Genomic DNA, 19,327 nt, shown 5'->3' with positions numbered 1-19,327 from the left:
TACCTAGAGCTCCCTCACCATGTCTACGAAGTAACGGTGCACGCGCGCGTCCCCGGTCAGCTCGGGGTGGAACGACGTCGCGAGCAACGGCCCTTGACGGACCGCGACGATCCTATCCCCAGGCTCGCACCTGCCCAGCACTTCGACGTCGCCGCCGATGGATTCGACCCAGGGAGCGCGGATGAACACCGCGTGCACCCGCTCCCCCGCGAAGTCCAGGTCGGACTCGAAGGAGTCGACCTGGCGGCCGAACGCGTTGCGCCTGACCACCATGTCGATGCCGCCGACCGTCTGCTGTCCGGCGACGCCGTCCTCGATCCTGTCGGCCAGCATGATCATGCCGGCGCAGGACCCGTAGGCGGGCATGCCTTCCTTGATCCGCATCCGCAGCGGCTCCAGCATGTCGAAGGTCTCGGCGAGCTTCCACATGGTGGTCGACTCCCCACCGGGGATGACCAGGCCGTCGACCGCGTCCAGCTCGGCCGGCCGGCGCACGGCGGTGGCCGACGCTCCTGCCTCCTGAAGCATGCGCGCATGCTCGCGCACGTCTCCCTGGAGAGCGAGTACACCGATCGTGGGCACAGTCGATCCTTCCGTCTCGGTGCGGGTTCCGACAATTCAACACCAGGATGGCCTGGGATCTTCCTAAGGGGCCACTTTGACGTGGACGGGCTTGTGGTCGGACAGCGTCACGTCCCGCCCGACGCGGCAGCTCCGCACCGTGCCTTTGGGCGCGAACAGGTAATCGAGTTTTTTACCCTCCCTGGTCCACCGGCCGGTACGCCGCGTGCCGCGCTGGTCGCATTCCTGGTACGCGCGGTAGAGCGGAGCGACGGCCCGGCGGCCGGCGGCGCTGCCGTATCCGCTGTCCGGGGGCGCCACGTTGAGGTCTCCGCCGAGGATCGTGCGATATCCCGGCTCGGCCGCGATCTCGAGCAGCCGCCTGATCTGCCTGGTCCGGTAGGGGGCGCCCGGTTGGCGGTCGTCGTCGGCCCGGCCCGAGGACAGGTGGGTGCCGCAGGCGCGCACCTTCCTGGCGGGGACGGTGGCGCAGAGGACGGCGCGCGTGACGTACCAGGGCGGGGCGGGCAGCGGGTGGGCCTCGAAGGTGGCGGCATCGCCCGCCACGGCGACCGCGATGCTCTGCGCGCCGCGCGGGCGGCCGAGGCGGTCGGGGTGGCAGGCGTACGGGGTGCCGTCGTGGGAGGTCAGACCCCACGAGCCGATGGTCCAGTTCCGTCCGGTGCGCTGTTCGAGCCAGAGTTCGAGCGTGCCGGCCGCGCCCGTGCAGAACTCCTGCAGGAAGATCACGTCAGGAGGGCCGTTCTTGATCGCGTACCCGCCGATGCTCTGCGCCAGTTCGAGCGCGCCCGCGCGGTAGAGGGGGCACGCCGAGTTGGTGCCCGCGCAGACGTTCCAGGTCATCACGGACAGCTCGGCTCTCGGGGGAGCCGCGAGCAATCCGGCCACGAGTAACAGGACAGGTCCCACCATGTCGGGAAACTATCAACCAGCGGGAGCCGCGGCGTCCTGGAGCGTGTGGTCGGTGTCCACCCGGCTCAGGACGCGCAGGTGGTGGCGCCGGACGTAGAGGATGGCCATGCCGACGAAGCAGCAGGCGGCGCCCAGCGCGTACGGGACGGCGACGCCGATCTCCTCCCCCAGCTTGGTCGCGATGAACGGGGCCAGTGCGCCGCCCATCCAGCGCACGAAGTTGTAGCCCGCGGAGGCGACGGGCCTGGGCGCGTCGGAGACCTCCATGGCCGACTCGGTGAAGACGGTGTTGTTGAGGCCGATGGGGATGCCGGAGAGCACGGTGAACACGATGATCCCGACGTGCCCGGACAGCGCGATGCCGATCTGGAACACGGCCAGCAGCGCCAGCGCCAGGTGCAGCACGTTCACCGAGCCGATCTTGCGCTGCAGCGGCGGCGCGCCGAACACCGAGGCCAGCGCCACGCAGACGCCCCACCCGAAGAAGACGGCGCCGATGCCGTAGGGCGACATGTGCAGGATGAACGGGGTGAAGGCCAGCACGGTGAAGAACGCGAAGTTGTAGAAGAGCGCGGTGAAGGCCGTGGTGGACAGGCCGCCGTGGGCGAGCGCCTTGATCGGGGCGGCGAGACTGGTCCTGGCCGCGGGCTTGGGGGTGGCCTTGAGCAGGGTGACGATCAGGACGAAGCCGACGGCCATGAGAGTGGCGGTGCCGAAGAACGGGGCCCGCCAGTTCCAGTCGCCGAGCAGGGCGCCCACCAGCGGGCCGGCGGAGATGCCCAGGCCGAGCGCGGCCTCGTACAGGATGATCGCGGCCTCGGCGCCGCCGCTGGCCGCGCCCACGATGACGGCCAGCGCGGTGGCCACGAACAGCGCGTTGCCCAGGCCCCAGCCCGCGCGGAAGCCGACGAGCTCGCCGACGCTGGTGGAGGTGCCGGCGAGCGCGGCGAAGACGATGACGAGCGCGAGCCCGGCCAGCAGCGTCCGCTTGCCGCCGATGCGGCTGGAGACCCAGCCGGTGATCAGCATCGCCACCGCCGTCACCAGGAAGTAGCTGGTGAACAGCAGCGACACCTGGCTGGGGGTGGCCTTCAGACCTTGGGCGATGGAGGGGAGGATGGGGTCGACGAGGCCGATGCCCATGAAGGCCACGACCGCGGCGAACGCGGTGGCCCAGACGGACGTGGGCTGGCGAAGAATTCCGCCGCCGGATTGCATGGGGCTCCTTTACCGGGGGTTGCGGCTTTACCGGGCTTTGCCGGGCTTTATCGGGGGTTGCGGCCGAGCTTGGCCAGGACGGGCAGCGCGGCCGCCAGCGTGGCGCGCTCGTCGTCGGTGAGCGCGGCCAGCTCCTGGCTGAGGTGGGCGATCCTGGCCCGCCGCACGGCGAGCAGCCGGTCGCGGCCCTCACCGGTCAGCTCGACCGTCCTGACGCGGGCGTCGGCCGGGTCGGAGCCACGCGCCACCAGGCCGGCGTCCTCCAGGCGGTTGATCTGCACGGTCATGGTGGGCAGCTGGACGGCGTGCTCCTCGGCCAGCTCGGTCATGCGGCGGGGGCCGGGTTCGAGCGAGCCGAGCACGGCGTACTGCTGGCTGGTGACGGGTTGGCCGGCGACGGTGCGCCTGAGCAGGAGGACCAGGTGGCGCAGCACCGTGGAGACCTGCTCGGCCAGGCGGGTGGGGTCGTCCCTCATGCTTAGCCCAACTAACTTAGCCTGGCTAATATTCCGCCGAAAGAAAAGCGGCACCCCGGGCCGGGGTGCCGCTCTCCGGAGCGATCGTCAGGGACGCTCGGTCTCCAGGCGGACCGTCTCCTCCACGGTCAGCTGCTGCTGGGCGCGCAGCGTCGGGTCGAGCGGCCGCAGGTACGTCTGCTGCACCCCCGGCACCCGGTTCTCCACGACGAACGTGGCCCGCGTGTAGACCTCGGCCCCCGGGGTCTGCACTTTCGGCACCACCCTGAAGTCCGCGGTCATCTGGTCCCGCTCGATCTTCGTCAGCACGTAGCCGCGCTGGTTGTTGTAGAACTTCAGGTGCGGGTTGATCGCCAGGAACGGGTGCGTGGACGGGTCGGAGTCCGCCCCGTTGCCGCCCGTCGAGATCGAGGTGGCCACCAGCTCGGAGCCCACCGACGGCCCGGTCGGGTCGTCGTAGTTCAGCTTGAGGTCGCTGGCCCAGTGGGCGTGCACGTCGCCGGTCAGCACGACGGCGTTGCGCACCTTGGCGTCCACCCAGCCCTGGGTGATGCGCTGCCGGGAGGCGACGTAACCGTCCCAGGCGTCCTGGCTGGTGATCTTGGCGGGGCCGGCGTTGTTGTCGCGCTGGGCGAAGAAGACCTGCTGGCCGATGATGTCCCACTGCGCGCGGGAGTGGTGGAAGCCGTCCAGCAGCCAGGACTCCTGCTCGTTCCCCGTGATCGAGCGCGCCGGGTCCACGGCGGCCGGGCAGTCGCGGTAGCCGTCGCCGCAGCCCTGGTCGTCGCGGTACTGGCGGGTGTCGAGCATGTGGAACATGGCCATCCGCCCCCACCGGATCCGCCGGTAGAGCTGCATGTCGATGCCGCGCGGGATGGAGGTGCGGCGCAGCGGCATGTTCTCGTAGTAGGCGCGGAAGGCGGCCTCGCGCCTGGCCAGGAAGTTCGGCTGGGGGACCTCGGGCTTCTCGGGGATCTCGTCGGCCCAGTTGTTGTCGACCTCGTGGTCGTCCCATACCACCAGCCACGGCGCGGCGGCGTGCGCGGCCTGCAGGTCGGGGTCGGCCTTGTACTGGGCGTGGCGCTGGCGGTAGTTGGCCAGGGTCTCGGTCTCGGGGCCCTCGTGGTCGCGGACGTTGCCGCCGGGGATGGTGTAGGTGTCCTTGGTGTACTCGTACTGGTAGTCGCCCAGGTGCAGGACGAGGTCCGGGTTGTCCTCGGCCAGCCTGCGGTACGAGGTGAAGTAGCCGTGCTCGTACTGGGCACACGAGACGAACGCCATGGCCAGCGAGCTCCCGTACGAGAGCGGGTGCGGCGCGGTGCGGGCCCGCCCGACCGGCGAGACGTACTTGCCGACGCGGAAGCGGTACCAGTACTCGCGGTCGGAGCCCAGCCGGTCGACCTCGACGTGCACGCTGTGGCCCCACTCGGGCGTGGCCACGCTCACGCCGGAGCGGACGACGCGGCGGCAGTTCTCGTCGGCGTACACCTGCCACTGCACCGGGAACGGCCGCTGCGGCATGCCGCCGAACCCGTCCTCGGCCAGCGGCTCCTGGGCGAGCCTGGTCCACAGGACGAAGCCCTCGTGGTCCGGGTCGCCGGAGGCGACGCCGAGCGTGAAGGGGTCGGTACGCAGCTCGCGCGAAGCCGCCGCGACGTCGGGATCGGTGCCGGGATCGGCGAAGGCGGCGGTCGCGGGGATGGTCACGGCGGCGCCCGCCGCTAACCCTGTGACCAGAAAGTGCCGGCGGTTCAGCTTGGACACGAGACGCTCCTGTGACGATCAAGGGTGAGGGGGACGCCAGGTAGCTTTACTGAAGATCATGACTACTTGGTGAACGCCACACAACACCAAAAAGGCGACATCCTTCGCGGATGCCGCCTTATCTGGCGATTTTCATCGTCACGCTGTGGTGTGCCCCCGCCTGCCGTACGTGATCATGTCACACGGGCAGGCCGGGCGAGCTGCAACGACGCGCCGCCTACCAGCCGCGCTCGGCCAGGCGGTGCGGCTGCGGGATCTCGTCGACGTTGATGCCGACCATGGCCTCGCCCAGGCCGCGCGAGACCTTGGCGATGACGTCGGGGTCGTCGTAGAAGGTGGTGGCCTTGACGATGGCCGCGGCGCGCTTGGCCGGGTCGCCCGACTTGAAGATGCCCGAGCCCACGAACACGCCCTCGGCGCCGAGCTGCATCATCATCGCCGCGTCGGCCGGGGTGGCGATGCCGCCCGCGGTGAACAGCACGACCGGCAGCTTGCCGGTCTTGGCGACCTCGACGACCAGCTCGTACGGGGCCTGCAGCTCCTTGGCCGCGACGTAGAGCTCGTCCTCGGGCAGCGAGGTGAGGCGCTTGATCTCGGCGCGGATCGTGCGCATGTGGGTGACGGCGTTGGAGACGTCGCCGGTGCCGGCCTCACCCTTGGAGCGGATCATGGCCGCGCCCTCGGTGATGCGGCGCATGGCCTCGCCCAGGTTGGTGGCCCCGCACACGAACGGCACGGTGAACTGCCACTTGTCGATGTGGTTGGCGTAGTCGGCGGGGGTCAGCACCTCCGACTCGTCCACGTAGTCGACGCCGAGCGCCTGCAGGACCCTGGCTTCGACGAAGTGGCCGATGCGGGCCTTGGCCATCACGGGGATCGACACGGCCGCGATGATGCCGTCGATCATGTCGGGGTCGCTCATCCTGGACACCCCGCCCTGGGCGCGGATGTCGGCGGGCACGCGCTCGAGGGCCATGACGGCCACCGCGCCGGCGTCTTCGGCGATCTTGGCCTGCTCGGGGGTGACGACGTCCATGATGACGCCGCCCTTGAGCATCTCGGCCATGCCACGCTTGACACGGGCGGTTCCGGTGACGGGGGTGCTTTCAGGCGTGCTGGTCGACACGGTCATCCTCACGGCTCTCACGGCTTCGGTAAGTTATCAACCCCATGGTAGGTCCTGAAGGACCCCTCCCCCGACATGCCAAGATGTCAGGATTTATCGCCATACTTGGACAGATAGGCGCTAGGGGATGACGGGTTTGCGGCTGGCGAGCGCCACCCAGACCTGGCCGGGCGCGAAGTTCATCGGGTCGCCGCTCTCCGTGGTGAACGTCGTACCGGTGTCCTCGGATTCCCGCTCCCAGTTCGCCTTGTACGCCTTGCCGTCGCGCAGCACGATCGCCTTGCCCTTGCCCGTGGTGTGCACGAGCGGCGTGTAGCTCTGGTTCTTGTCGTGGAACTCCGAGCGCTCGGTCTTGGTGTACTGGATGACCACCGTGGGCGCGCCGAGCTGGCCGCCCTCCGCCGCCATGTCCTTCTTGCCGTCCTGCCAGATCAGCCACTGCTTCTTCTCCTCCGACCAGGCGAAGGTGAAGCGCGCCGCGGGCCACTTGACGCTGTACGACTTCTTGTCCACTCCGCCCTCGGCCGGGGCGTCGCCGAAGGTGAAGCCGATGTCCTTGGCCTTGCTCGCCTTGGGGGCCTTGCCGAGGAGGTCCTTGGTGTTGGCGAAGAGGTTGTAGGGGGCGAAGCGGCCCGGCTGGCGGAAGTACGCGCCGGGGTTGCGCGTGTCGCCGACGTCGAACAGCGACGCCTTGGCCACGAAGGGCAGCATCTTGGTCTGCACGCCCGAGTAGGCGAAGGCCGGCTTGCCGAACTGCGGCGTGATGTGCAGGTCGGAGATGCGGGCGCTGCGGACGGGGCCCACCTTCGCCGGCACCTTGGAGGAGAAGATCGCCATGAGCCGGGTCAGGCCGGCCTCGACCTGCTCGATGTAGACGATGTCCGCGCTCTTGAGGCCGAGCTGCGGCTTGCCCGCCGCGGTGTTCTCGATCTTCACCGCGAGCACCGGCTTCAGGCCGTCGTACGGCTTGCCGGTGAACGGGTGGCCCTCGGGCGCCTCGGTGGGCTCCTCGCTGGGCGCGGCCGTGGCGGCCTGGGGCGCCTTACCCGGGGCGGGCGCCTCCGAGGAGGAGCAGGCCGCGACAGGCAGCAGCACCGCCGCTCCGGCCAGTGTGACCGTGATCATCCGGGGTAGCCGCACGTGAACACTCCTCGCTTCAGCCCGAAAACGGGATGAAGCTTACTGGCTTCCCCAAATGAGGTCATTCAGTTGCCATAGCCGCCGGCGGATTGTCATCGATTTCGAAGAATTGCGGATATTCGGTATGGCCCGCCAGGCGGAGGGTTCTGGCCAGCCAGCGCCGCTGCGCCGCCCGCGTGACCGCAACCGCATTGTTGTAGAAGCGGCGCGAGTAGACGACCTTGGCCACCGCCGAGTCGAGCTCGTCCAGCAGATCGCCACCGCCGGGCGACTCCGCCAGCTTCTCCCTGAACCGCTCCTGGTCCACGACCGCGCGCAGGGTGCGCGACAGGTCGCTCTCGGCGTGCTCGCGCTCCTCCGGGCCCGCGCTCCTGGCCTCGTGCGCCGCGGCGGCCAGCACCAGGGAGGTCGCGGGGTCGAGCAGGCGCGAGCCGGCCAGCTCCAGCACCACCGCCCTGCGCCGCATCAGCGCGGCGTCCAGCGACTCCTGGGCCAGCTCCAGCCGGATGTGCAGGCGGTCGAGCCGGCCCGCGCGCCAGGAGATGTAGACGGCCGTGAGCACCACGACGAGGCCCACGACCAGCACGATGATGGTGGATGTCACAGATCTTCCTCCACGCGCCCCGCCCCGCTCGTGGCGACCGTCTCGTAGACGCGTACGACGTCGCGCGCCACCGTCGACCAGTCGTACTTCCGTACCGCCACCAGCGCCTCGGCGGCCAGCTTGGCCCGCCGCTCGGGCGCGTCGAGCAGCGCGCCGGCCTCACGCGCCAGCGAGCCGGCGTCGCCGTTGGCGAACAGCGCGCCCGCCTGCCCCTCGCCCAGCACCCTGCGGAAGGCCGGGATGTCGCTGCCCAGCACCGTCGCCCCGGACGCCATGGCCTCGGCCAGCACGATGCCGAAGCTCTCCCCGCGCGTGTTGGGCGCGCAGAACACGTCGACCGAGTGGTAGGCGCGGATCTTGTCGGCCTCGCTCACCATGCCCAGCACGGTCACCCGGTCGTGGAACTCCTTCGGCACCCGCTCGTAGACGTCCTTGGCGTCGCCGGGCCCGGCCAGGAGCAGCTTCAGGCCCGGCCGCTCGGCCGCGAGGGTCCTGAACGCGTCGAGCAGGATCGGCAGGCCCTTGCGCTCCTCGTCCATCCGGCCGAGGAAGCCGATCGTGGCGCCGTCGGGCCCCCAGCCGTCGAGCGGCTCGGCGTCGGTGTAGCGGGAGACGGTGACGCCGTTGGGGATCAGCACGGCGTCGCCGCCGAACTGCTCGACCAGGCTCTTGCGGGCCGCGTCGGAGACCGCGATGCGGCCCATCAGCTTCTCCAGCGCGCTGCGCAGCAACGGCTCGGCCACCGCGATGGCCCGCGAGCGCGTGAACGACGCGTGGAACGTGGCCACGATCGGCCCCCTGGCCGCCCAGCAGGCCAGCACGCCCAGGCTCGGGATCAGCGGCTCATGGATGTGCAGCACGTCGAACCCGCCCGTACGCACCCACCGCCGCACGCGCGCGGCCGACAGGAAGCCGAACGACATCCTGGCCACCGACCCGTTGTACGGCACCGGCACCGCCCGGCCCGCGCCCGTCACGTACGGGGGCAGCTCGTCGTCGTCGGCCGCCGGCGCGATCACCGACACCTCGTGCCCCTGCGCGATCAGCGCCTGGGCCAGGTCGTCGATGTGCTGCTTGACCCCGCCCGGCATGTCCCACGAGTAGGGGCAGACGATGCCGATCCTCATCGCGCGAGGTCTTCCAGCCAGAGCCGCTGCAACATGTGCCAGTCCTCCGGGTGCTCGGAGATGCCCTTCTCGAACACGTCGGTCAGCCCCTGCGCCACCGCCGCGACCTTCTCCTGCCGGGTGCCCTCGGCCGGGACCGGGACCTCCTCGTGGATGTGGATGCCCCAGTCGTCGCCCACGTTGTAGAGGATGGCCGGGAGCAGCGCGGCCCCCGTCTGCACGGCCAGCAGCGGCGGCCCGGCGGGGACCTTGGTGGTCGCGCCGAAGAAGCGCACCTCGACGCCGCCCTTGGTCAGGTCGCGCTCGGCGGGCAGGCACACGACGCCGCCCTTGCGCACGCGGGTGGCCAGCGTGCCGAAGTTGTGCCCGTCGCCGCCGGTCAGCGGCAGCACCTCCATGCCGAGGCCCTCGCGGAAGGCCACGTACCGGCGGAACAGCGACTCCGGCTTGAGCCGCTCGGCCACGGTCGTGAAGGGATGGCCGATGCCCACCAGCCACGCCCCCGCCTGGTCCCAGTTGCCCATGTGGGGCAGCGCCAGCACCACGCCCCGCCCGGCCGCCACGTTGGCGTGGACGTGCTCGGCCCCGATGGTGTGGCTGCGCCGCACGATCTCCTCGACGCTCATCGACGGCAGCCGGAAGATCTCGTGGAAGTAGCGGAAGTACGAGCGCATGCCTGCCCTGCTGAGCTCGCGCATCTCGCGGCTGCCCACGTCGAGCCCGGTCACCCTGGCCAGGTTGGACTCCAGGCGGCGTACGGACTTGCCCCGCCTGCTCCAGATCCGGTCGGCCAGGAAGCGGAAGACCGCGGCCGTCGGGCGCTCGGGCAGCAGCGGCACGAGCTTCCAGCCCGCCGCGAACCCCGCGGCCACGACACGATCACCGAAGGACGCCTTGTCGCTCATCTCTCCCTCGTCTGCCGGTGGACGGCCACCACGCGCTGCCCCACGGTGAACACGCTGGCCGCGGCGAGCAGCCACATGCCCACGGGAAGAATGTACGGAACGCCGAGCCCCGCGAAACAGGCCGCGACGAGCGCGACGACCAGCCGCTCGGGCCGCTCGGCCAGCCCCACGTCGGCCGTGAGCCCGAGCCCCTCCGCCCTGGCCTTGGCGTACGACACCAGGGAGCCCGCGATCAGGCACACCAGCGTCACGGCCGCCATGAGCGTGTCGTGCTTGGAGATGAAGTAGAGGATCAGCCCGGCGAAGATGGCCGCGTCGGCCACCCTGTCGAACGTCGAGTCGAGGAACGCGCCCCAGGTGGAGCCGCCCTTCCCGCCGAGCCTCGCCACCACGCCGTCGAGCAGGTCGAACAGCACGAAGACGGTGATCGCGAGAGCCCCCCAGGTCAGCTGACCCAGGGGGAAGAAGAGCAGGGCGGACACGACCGTGCCGAGGGTGCCGATCGCCGTGACGGCGTTCGGGCCAATCCCGCGGCCGACGAGGGCCCTGCCCAGCGGGGTGAGTATCCGGGTCATGGCCGGGCGCAGGAGTTTGAGCATCGCGGTCCGATCGTAGGCCATGGAACGCCTGACAACTTTCTTTGCCCCACCCCCCTTGTGATATCCGCCACAGGGGTATTTGGTGAACACACCGCGTCCATGCGGTTTCCAGACACCCTCCGCTGGGGCGCGGTCGTTGGAACATCCGGCGACGTGGGAGGCTGTTGTGGCAGAGAAGAACACCGGTGGCACTGCGGGAGCCGCGGGCAGGGCACCCACGGCCGACAGGGCGGATGCGATACGCAATGTCGTGCTGGTCGGCCACTCAGGAGCGGGTAAGACGACCCTCGCCGAGCAGCTGCTGGCCGCGACCGGCACCGTCCAGCGCGCCGGCCGGGTGGAGGACGGCAACACGGTCAGCGACTTCGACGAGGTGGAGGTCCGTCAGCAGCGGTCGGTCAACCTCGCCGTGGCACCGCTGGTGCACAACGGCATCAAGATCAACCTTCTCGACACCCCCGGTTACGCCGATTTCGTGGGCGACCTGCGCGCGGGACTGCGCGCGGCGGACGCCGCGCTGTTCGTGGTCTCCGCCTCCGAGGGGATCGACGGCCTCACCCAGATGCTGTGGGAGGAGTGCGCCCAGGTCGGCATGCCGCGGGCGGTGGTGATCACCAAGATCGACCACCAGCGGGCCGACTTCGACGAGGTCCTCGTGACGTGCCAGGACGTCTTCGGCGACGGCGTCGCGCCCCTTTACCTGCCCGTCATCACCAACGGCCACGTGAACGGCCTGATCGGGCTGCTGTCGCAGAAGTTCTACAACTACGCCACGGGCACCCGCACGGAGAAGGAGCCCGGGCCGGACTACGCGGCGCAGATCGAGGAGCGCCGTGGCGAGCTGATCGAGGGGATCATCCAGGAGAGCGAAGACGAATCGCTCATGGAGCGCTATCTCGAAGGCGAGCCCATCGACACCAAGGTCCTGGTGGAGGACCTGGAGAAGGCCGTCGCGCGCGGCAGCTTCTACCCGGTGCTGTGCAGCGGGCTCGGCGTCGGCGCGCCGGAGATCCTCGAGATCATGACCCAGGGCTTCCCCTCGCCCCTCGAACACCCGCTGCCCGAGATCACCGACCTGTCGGGCAAGCCGGTCAAGAACATCGCCTGCGACCCCGACGGCCCGCTCGTGGCCGAGGTCGTCAAGACCACCAGCGACCCGTACGTGGGCCGCATCAGCCTCGTACGCGTCTTCTCGGGCACGTTGCGCCCCGACATGACCGTGCACGTGTCCGGGCACGGCCTGGCCGACCGCGGGCACGAGGACCACGACGTGGACGAGCGCATCGGCACCCTGACCTGCCCGCTGGGCAAGCAGCAGCGTCCCGCGGCCAAGGGTGTCGCGGGCGACATCATCGCGGTGGCCAAGCTGTCGCGGGCCGAGACCGGTGACACCCTGTCCGAGGTCGAGCAGCCGCTCCTGATGACCGCCTGGGCCATGCCCGACCCGCTCCTGCCGGTGGCGATCAGGGCCAAGTCGAAGGCCGACGAGGACAAGCTGTCGCAGGCCCTGGCCCGGCTGGTGGCCGAGGACCCGACCCTGCGGCTGGAGAACAACGCCGAGACCAGGCAGCTCGTCCTGTGGTGCATGGGTGAGGCGCACACCGACGTGCTGCTCGACCGCCTGGCCAAGCGCCATGGCGTCGAGGTCGAGCGGGTCGACCTGCGGGTGCCGCTGCGCGAGACGTTCGGCGGCAAGTGCCAGGCGATGGGCCGCAACGTCAAGCAGACCGGCGGCCACGGCCAGTACGCGATCTGCCACCTCGAGGTCGAGCCGCTGCCGTCGGGCGGCGGGTTCGAGTTCGTGGACAAGATCGTGGGCGGCGTCGTGCCGCGGCAGTTCATCCCGTCGGTGGAGAAGGGCGTGCGGGCCCAGATGGAGCGGGGCGTCGTGGCCGGCTACCCGATGGTGGACGTGCGCGTCACCCTGTACGACGGCAAGGCGCACTCGGTCGACTCCTCCGACATGGCCTTCCAGATCGCCGGCCAGCTCGCGCTGAAGGAGGCGGCCGCGAAGGTGCCGACGCTGCTGCTGGAGCCGGTGGACGAGCTGTCGGTGCTCGTCGCCGACGACTACGTGGGGTCGGTGATGTCCGACCTGTCGTCGCGGCGCGGGCGGGTGCTCGGCACGGAGCCCGTCGGCACGGGACGTACGCTGGTCAAGGCCGAGGTGCCCGAGCTGGAGATCACCCGGTACGCCATCGACCTGAGATCCATGTCGCACGGCACCGGGACGTTCCAGCGGGCCTTCCTGCGCTACGAACCCCTTCCGCCGAACCTCGCGAGCAAAGTGGCCGTCACCGCGGACTGAGGCTGGACGGAGCCGGGAGGGCTTTGCTCCCTCCCGGCCCAGCCGTTTACTTTTGTCACAGAAGCATCACGAGTCGATTTCTTTTTTTCGTACCGAGCATGCCGGAGCAACTGCCACACTGGGTGGCATTATGCGAACTGGACGCCCACTCCTAGCCGCTGCTGCTCTCGCGGTCGTCACCACCTCCGCCGCCTACGTCTTCGGCCCGGGGGCCGGGGAGAGCCCAGCAGCGACCAAGAAGAAGACGGCCGTCGCCGCCGCACCCGACGCATCCGCCGCGGCCTGCAAGGCCGACGCCGGCTATCCCAAGCGCGAGCTGCGCGGGGTGTGGATCGCCACCACCCAGAACATCGACTGGCCCTCCAAGGCCGGGCTCTCGCCCGACCGGCAGCGCGCCGAGTACGTCAAGATCCTCGACGGCGCCGCCAAGCGCAACCTCAACGCGGTCTTCGTCCAGGTCCGGCCCGCCTCCGACGCGCTGTACAAGTCGTCGCTGGAGCCCTGGACCCAATATCTGACGGGCACGGCCGGCAAGGACCCCGGCTGGGATCCGCTGCCGTTCCTCATCGACGAGGCGCACAAGCGCGGCATGGAGTTCCACGCCTGGTTCAACCCGTACCGCGCCTCCTACGGCGACAGCACCGCCAAGCTGCCCGCCGGCCATCCGGCGCGCAAGCACCCCGACTGGACGATCAAGTACGGCGGCCGCCTCTACTACAACCCCGGCCTGCCCGCCGTCCGCGACCACGTGACCAAGGTCATCACGGACGTGGTGTCCCGGTACGACATCGACGGGGTGCACTTCGACGACTACTTCTACCCGTATCCGGCGGCGGGGCAGAAGTTCGACGACGCGGCGGCGTTCGCGAAGTACGGCGACGGCAAGAAGCTCGCCGCCTGGCGGCGCGACAACGTCAACACGCTCGTCGCCCAGGTGGACAAGGCCGTCCACGACGCCAAGGGGTACGTCAAGTTCGGGATCAGCCCCTTCGGCATCTGGCGCAACAAGTCGAACGACCCGACCGGCTCGGACACTTCGGGCATGTCCGCGTACGACTCGATTTATGCGGACGCGCGCGCCTGGATCAAGTCGGGCACCGTCGACTACGTGCTCCCGCAGCTCTACTGGCCGCGCGGCCACAAGCTGGCCGACTACGACACGCTGGCGGCCTGGTGGTCCGACGAGGTCAAGGGCACGGACGTGCAGCTGTACATCGGCCAGGGGCTCTACCGGGTGGGCGCCAAGGACGACCGGGCCTGGACGAAGCCCGGCGAACTGGCCGCCGAGGTGGGCGTCAACCGTGATCACAAGCAGGTCAAGGGCGAGGTCTACTTCAGCGCCAAGAACTTCCTGGACAACCCCCTCGGGTCCGTGGACCGCGTCGCCAAGAACCACTACTCTCGCCCCGCCCTGCTGCCCTTGATCAAGGAACGCGGCGGCTCCGCCCCTCCCGCCCCCGCCGGGCTCAAGGCCAACGGCACCCAGTTGTCCTGGAAGCCGTCCCAGGGGGCGCGGACGTACGCGGTGTACCAGGTGCCGAAGTCCGGCAAGGACTGCCACGGCACGGACGCCCGCAACTTGGTCGCCGTCGTGACGAGCCCGTCGTTCACGGCCGCGCCGGACGGGACCTACGCGGTCACGGCCGTGGACCGGCTCGGCCACGAAAGCAAGACCACCAAGGTCAAGACCCCGGCCCCCTGACGCCTCCACCCACGCAGAGAGCGCGCCCACACCGGATGCGCGTCACGCCGGGGACGCCCTCAACGTCACGTCCCCGGTACCACCCCAAACCGCGCCGCGACGGCGGGACGTCGTACGGCGGAGCCCGGCGCAACACGCACGGCGCCCACCCACAACCACCCAGAGCGGGAAAAGCTCACCCGAATGAAACGGCGCACGTGATACATGCACCGCATGAGAGGGTAGTCGGGTCCGGTGGCGCCGGAACATGACCTTGCTCTACCGTGCCACGGAATCATTCGATCACGGAAGGTCATCGGGATGAGGCGCACGCTGGCCGTGCTGGCCGTGCTGGTCGGGCAGGTCCTGCTCGGCCAGGGACTGTTCACCGGCCCGGCCCAGGCCACGAAGGACGCGAGCGCGGGCCGGGTCGCGCTCATCGGCGTGTCCGGCCTGCACTGGAACGACATCACCCAGGCGGACTCCCCCAACCTGTGGGAGCTGGCCAGCTCCAGCGCGATCGGCTCGCTGTCCATTCGTACCGTCGGCGGGGTGACCTGCCCCTACGACGGCTGGCTGACCGTGTCGGCGGGCACCAGGTCGGCGGCCGGATACAGCTGCGGCGCGCCCCCCATGCCCGAGCAGCAGGGCGCGGGCGCGGTCATCCCCGACTACCGCTACCTCCTCGACGTGGCCGGGCAGCGCAACGCCGGCACGCTGGGCGAGTCGCTCAAGGCCGCCGGGCAGTGCTCGATCGCCATCGGCCCCGGCGCCGCGCTGGGCCTGGCCGACCGGCAGGGCGCGGTCCAGGAGTACCACTCCTCCCCGCTCCAGGTCGGCACGCCGGACCTCGAACGGTGCCGGATGATCGCCATGGACGTGGACGACCTCGTCCGCCCCTACCTGGCCGGCGGCAAGCTGCCCAAGGTGCCCGACCAGCTCAGCGCCGCCGAGCGGCGTGACGCGCTGCGGATGGCCGACGCCAAGGCGGGCGCGCTGCTGTCGGTCCTGCCCGCCGACACGACGGTGCTGCTCGCGGGCCTGTCCGACCACGGCTCCGTACCCCACCTGCGGGTGGCCGCGCTGCGCGAGCCCGGCGCGCAGGGCCACCTGCTCGGCGCGGCCTCCACCCGCCGCGAGGACATCTCGATCCTGCCCGACCTGACCTCCACGATCCTGACCAAGCTCGGGGTGCCGGTCCCGAGCACCGTGATAGGCGTCCCGCTGCAGGTCGGCGGGCCGGGCGCGACGTTCGAACAGCTCCAGCGGGCCGACGCCACCGCGCAGGCCATCCGCTCGATCAAGGGCATCTACTTCACGGTCGTGGCCGTGCTGCAGGTGCTGTTCTACGTGGTCGCGTTCCTGCTGCTGCGCCGCCGCAAGGGCCTGGCACCGGTACGTTTCGCGGCCGTCGCCCTCGCCTCCCTGCCCGTCTCCAGCTACCTGGTCAACCTGCTGCCCTGGTCGAGCCTGCCGCAACTGGTGGCCGGGGTGCTCGGGTGGGCGGCGGTCGTCACGGCGGTGGCGTTCGCGGGGCCGTGGCGGCGATGGCCGCTGGGACCGCTGGCGGTGGTGGCCGGGATCACCGCGCTCACGCTGGCGGGCGACCTGCTGACCGGTACGACGTTGCAGCTCAACAGCATCATGGGCTACAGCGCGGACGTCGGGGCCCGCTACTACGGCCTGGGGAACATCCCGTTCGCGCTCCTGGCCACCGGCACCCTGCTGGCCACCACGGTGATCGCGCACCGGTGGCCGGGCAAGGTGGGGCTGGCCGCGATCGTGCTGCTGGGGACGTTCGCGATGGTGCTCGGCGGCTCCGGGATGGGCAGCGACTTCGGCGGCGTGATCGCGTTCGTGCCGGGCATCGCGGTGACCGCGCTGCTGCTGGCGGGCAAGCGAGTCTCGCTGGTGAAGCTGGGCGCGTTCCTGGTGGCCGGCGGGTTGATCGTGATGACGTTCGCCTGGCTCAACTACCTGAAGCCGGCGGACGAGCAGACGCACCTGGGCAGGTTCGTGGGGCAGGTGCTGAGCGGTGAGGCGTTCGACGTCATCCTGCGCAAGCTACAGGCCATGCTGGCCACCCTGCTCAGCCCCAACCTCATGCCGATCGTGATCGCGGCCGCCGCGTTCCTCGTCTACGCGATCCTGCGGCCCGAACAGGCGTCGGCCGGGGTGGTGCCCGCCGCGTTCAAGCACTCCCCCGCGCTGCGCGCCGGGCTGATCGGCACGCTCGTGAGCGGCGTGGTCGGGATGCTCGTCAACGACTCGGGCGCGGCCGTGCTGTCCATGGCCCTGGCGCTGGCCGTACCTCTGCTGCTGGCCACCGGCATCGGCGCGCTCCGGCGCGACCGCGAGCCGGTCACCGGCCCCGTGTCGTCGGACTTAGCGACCGCGACGAAGTGACGCGGCACCGGACGGAGTAGCCCGCCTCCCGGAAGCGGCCACGAACGTCCGGACAGCGGGCGCTGCCCCAGAGCGGGTCAGTCCCAGGCGTCGGCGAGCAGCTGGCGGGTGTCGCGGAGCAGCTGCGGCAGGACCTTGGTCTGGCCCACGACCGGCATGAAGTTCGTGTCGCCACCCCACCTGGGCACCACGTGCTGGTGCAGGTGAGCGGCGATGCCGGCGCCGGCGACGTGGCCCAGGTTCATGCCGACGTTGAAACCCTGCGCGCCGCTGGCCTTGCGCAGCGCGCGCAGCGACTTCTGCGTGAACTCCCCCAGCTCGACCAGCTCGGCCGGCACCAGCTCGTCGTAGTCGGACACGTGCCGGTAGGGGACCACCATCAGGTGGCCGGAGTTGTACGGGTACAGGTTGAGCACGGCGTAGACCGTCTCGCCCCGGGCGACGATCAGGCCGTCCTCGTCGCTCATCTTGGGGATCGCGTCGAACGGGCACCCGTCATCGGGGCCGCTGCCCGTCGGTTTGTTCTCGCCCTTGATGTAGGCCATGCGATGCGGGGTCCACAGACGCTCGAAGTTGTCGGGGGACCCTGCCCCTGCCTGATCGTGCATACCTAGCAGCATAGGACCACGGACAAACGGCCCGCTCTTCCGGCACAATCCCAAGCATCGCCTACAGGAGGCCGCGATGAGTGACGCTTTAGCCGAGCACGACTTAGCCGAGCACGACTCCCTGCCGACCGTCCACTCCACCCCGTCCGCCGACACCCCGTCCGGCGACACCCTCGACCCGGCCACGGCCCCCGCTCCTGACCCGGTCGAAGACGTGAGCTCCGCCCCCACCGGCGTACCACCCTCGGAGGCGCCCTCCTTCGGCGCCGTCGTCAAGGGCCGGATCAAGGTCGCCGACGAGGTGGTCGAGAAGGTCGCCGCCCTGGCGGCTCTCGAGGTGACCGGGGTCGCCGACCTGGGCGGCGACCTGGCGCGGGCCTTCGAGTCCGTACGCGACCGCATCGGCATCGGCTCCCGGCGCGCCAACCAGGGGGTCAGCGCGCAGATCCAGGACCGTACGGTGGCCGTGAGCGTGACCATCGTGGTGGAGTACGGGCATGTGGTGATGGAGGTGGCCTCCGAGGTCAAGACGAACGTGGCCAGGAGCGTCAGCCACATGCTCGGGATGCGGGTCGCGGAGGTCAACGTGACGGTCGACGACGTCCGCCTCCCGGGCGAGCCCCGCCGCCCCCTCCACGACACCTCCGACGACGCCCACCCCTCCCCCCTCTGACGCCCCTCCGCCCCCGTCTCCCTCCGCCGCCCCTTGAGCCCATCAGCCGCGCCCTCGGGGTGATCGGGCGTTCCTAAGCAGCGGCCCTCACGCCGATCGGACGCGCCCCGCCGACACCCGTCCGGACGGCCAAGCAACGCGTCTTGAGACGAACGGACGCGTCCGGCGACAAGCGCTGAGGCGGACGTGCGCGCCCAGACGACGGCCCTCAGGGCCCAATCCCGGAGGCGGCCTGGTTACTGCCGCGCGTTCAGTTGCGCCTCAGGCGGCCGTGGCCTCGTCTGGGGCGGGTGCCCCGTCCGAGCGACCATCCATTCGGTGCGCATGCACCCGAAGGCCACGATCCCCGGGCTTCGAGGGACGGCCAGGGCACCGCGTGAAGCCAACGCCCGCGCAGGCACCCCTTTAGGGTGTGGGCCATGACCGATCGACTGGAGCCCATGCCCGACGACTGGCAGCGCGCCCTCGCCATCGTGGCGCACCCCGACGACCTCGAGTACGGCTGTGCCGCCGCCGTCGCCACCTGGACTGACCAGGGCCGCGAGGTCGCGTACCTGATCGTCTCCAGGGGCGAGGCGGGCATCGACACGCTCTCCCCGGCCGAGGCCGGGCCGGTGCGGGAACGGGAGGAGCGGGCCAGCGCGGCCGTCGTCGGAGTGACGAGCGTGGAGTTCCTCGACCACGCCGACGGGGTGATCGAGTACGGCACCGCGCTCAGGAAGGACATCGCCGCCGCCATCCGCAGGCACCGCCCCGAGCTGGTGATCACTCTGAACCCGGACGACACCTGGGGCGGAACGTACTGGAACACTCCCGACCACCGGGCCGTGGGCCGCGCCGTCCTGGACGCCGCCGGGGACGCGGGAAATAGGTGGATATTTCCGGATACGGACGCAGAGCCCTGGAACGGCGTCCGCTGGGTCGCCGTCGCGGGCACCGACTCCCCCACCCACGCCGTGGACGTCACCGACGGCCTGGAGCGCGGCGTGCGCTCGCTCGTCGAGCACCGCGCCTACATCGAGGCGCTCACCGATCAGGACCCCGAGTCGTACGCCCGCGACCTCATCGAAGGCTTCGCCCACCAGGCGGCCGAGCGCTTCGGCGGCCGCCCCGCCATCACCTTCCGCCTGTTCACCCGATGACCCCCGAGCCGGCGGCCGGACAACGAAAAACGGCGGAGCCGTGAGACTCCGCCGTT

Annotated in this window: 17 protein-coding genes; 5 read left to right on the top strand and 12 right to left on the bottom strand. The window is 70.4% G+C overall.

What is annotated here, in order from left to right; all coding sequences use genetic code 11:
• Positions 1–3: 3 nt before the first annotated feature.
• From pdxT to pgsA, 11 genes are all read right to left on the bottom strand, one after another.
• Positions 4–582, bottom strand: a complete 579-nt coding sequence (gene pdxT / locus ACIHFD_RS36900) for a pyridoxal 5'-phosphate synthase glutaminase subunit PdxT (protein WP_350727169.1) — start codon at positions 580–582, stop codon at positions 4–6.
• Between the two features lie 63 nt (positions 583–645).
• Positions 646–1,494, bottom strand: coding sequence for an endonuclease/exonuclease/phosphatase family protein (locus ACIHFD_RS36895; RefSeq protein ID WP_397370934.1), 849 nt, complete (start codon positions 1,492–1,494; stop codon positions 646–648).
• 12 nt (positions 1,495–1,506) lie between these two features.
• Positions 1,507–2,712 (bottom strand): MFS transporter, encoded by a 1,206-nt coding sequence (locus ACIHFD_RS36890; RefSeq protein ID WP_397370933.1) that lies wholly within the window; start codon positions 2,710–2,712, stop codon positions 1,507–1,509.
• Between the two features lie 47 nt (positions 2,713–2,759).
• Positions 2,760–3,188, bottom strand: a complete 429-nt coding sequence (locus tag ACIHFD_RS36885; protein WP_185077116.1) for a MarR family winged helix-turn-helix transcriptional regulator — start codon at positions 3,186–3,188, stop codon at positions 2,760–2,762.
• 87 nt (positions 3,189–3,275) lie between these two features.
• Positions 3,276–4,952 carry an alkaline phosphatase D family protein gene (locus ACIHFD_RS36880; protein ID WP_397370932.1) on the bottom strand — a complete coding sequence of 559 codons (1,677 nt, stop codon included), beginning with the start codon at positions 4,950–4,952 and terminating at the stop codon, positions 3,276–3,278.
• A gap of 217 nt (positions 4,953–5,169) precedes the next feature.
• The gene (gene pdxS, locus ACIHFD_RS36875; protein ID WP_350727165.1) at positions 5,170–6,084 is read right to left on the bottom strand and encodes a pyridoxal 5'-phosphate synthase lyase subunit PdxS; all 915 of its coding nucleotides are present in this window, start codon (positions 6,082–6,084) and stop codon (positions 5,170–5,172) included.
• Positions 6,085–6,198: 114 nt separating this feature from the next.
• Positions 6,199–7,218, bottom strand: a complete 1,020-nt coding sequence (locus ACIHFD_RS36870; RefSeq protein WP_363972127.1) for a DUF3048 domain-containing protein — start codon at positions 7,216–7,218, stop codon at positions 6,199–6,201.
• 61 nt (positions 7,219–7,279) lie between these two features.
• Complete coding sequence (locus ACIHFD_RS36865) at positions 7,280–7,822, bottom strand: hypothetical protein (RefSeq protein ID WP_355198438.1); 543 nt, start codon at positions 7,820–7,822, stop codon at positions 7,280–7,282.
• Complete coding sequence (locus ACIHFD_RS36860; RefSeq protein ID WP_350727162.1) at positions 7,819–8,949, bottom strand: glycosyltransferase family 4 protein; 1,131 nt, start codon at positions 8,947–8,949, stop codon at positions 7,819–7,821. Before ACIHFD_RS36860 ends, ACIHFD_RS36865 begins: the two co-directional genes overlap by 4 nt.
• A complete protein-coding gene (locus ACIHFD_RS36855) occupies positions 8,946–9,854 on the bottom strand; it encodes a phosphatidylinositol mannoside acyltransferase (RefSeq protein ID WP_397370931.1) in 909 nt (302 codons plus the stop codon). Before ACIHFD_RS36855 ends, ACIHFD_RS36860 begins: the two co-directional genes overlap by 4 nt.
• Complete coding sequence (pgsA, locus tag ACIHFD_RS36850; RefSeq protein WP_350727160.1) at positions 9,851–10,474, bottom strand: phosphatidylinositol phosphate synthase; 624 nt, start codon at positions 10,472–10,474, stop codon at positions 9,851–9,853. The genes ACIHFD_RS36855 and pgsA overlap by 4 nt, the downstream gene beginning before the upstream one ends.
• A gap of 145 nt (positions 10,475–10,619) precedes the next feature.
• On the opposite strand from pgsA, the gene ACIHFD_RS36845 reads away from it, so the two are divergent.
• The 3 genes from ACIHFD_RS36845 (at position 10,620) to ACIHFD_RS36835 (ending at position 16,848) form a co-directional block, all read left to right on the top strand.
• Entirely contained in the window at positions 10,620–12,761 is a 2,142-nt protein-coding gene (locus ACIHFD_RS36845) for an elongation factor G-like protein EF-G2 (RefSeq protein WP_355198435.1), read from the top strand.
• Between the two features lie 130 nt (positions 12,762–12,891).
• Entirely contained in the window at positions 12,892–14,463 is a 1,572-nt protein-coding gene (locus tag ACIHFD_RS36840; RefSeq protein WP_397370930.1) for a glycoside hydrolase family 10 protein, read from the top strand.
• Positions 14,464–14,763: 300 nt separating this feature from the next.
• On the top strand, positions 14,764–16,848 hold the full coding sequence (locus ACIHFD_RS36835; protein WP_397370929.1) for a hypothetical protein: 2,085 nt from the start codon (positions 14,764–14,766) through the stop codon (positions 16,846–16,848).
• Positions 16,849–16,925: 77 nt separating this feature from the next.
• On the opposite strand, the gene ACIHFD_RS36830 is transcribed toward ACIHFD_RS36835, so the two are convergent.
• Positions 16,926–17,456 carry an HIT domain-containing protein gene (locus ACIHFD_RS36830; RefSeq protein WP_350727156.1) on the bottom strand — a complete coding sequence of 177 codons (531 nt, stop codon included), beginning with the start codon at positions 17,454–17,456 and terminating at the stop codon, positions 16,926–16,928.
• 76 nt (positions 17,457–17,532) lie between these two features.
• Here ACIHFD_RS36830 and ACIHFD_RS36825 point away from each other — a divergent pair, with 76 nt between their 5' ends.
• Positions 17,533–18,129: an Asp23/Gls24 family envelope stress response protein gene (locus ACIHFD_RS36825; RefSeq protein WP_397370928.1), complete on the top strand. Its 597-nt coding sequence runs from the start codon at positions 17,533–17,535 to the stop codon at positions 18,127–18,129.
• Positions 18,130–18,548: 419 nt separating this feature from the next.
• Positions 18,549–19,271 (top strand): PIG-L deacetylase family protein, encoded by a 723-nt coding sequence (locus tag ACIHFD_RS36820; RefSeq protein ID WP_397370927.1) that lies wholly within the window; start codon positions 18,549–18,551, stop codon positions 19,269–19,271.
• Positions 19,272–19,327 lie beyond the last annotated feature (56 nt).

It is taken from the genome of Nonomuraea sp. NPDC051941 (assembly GCF_044593615.1).
The sequence above is the reverse complement of the archived record's forward strand: the minus strand, read 5'-3'. Positions and strand labels throughout refer to the sequence as shown.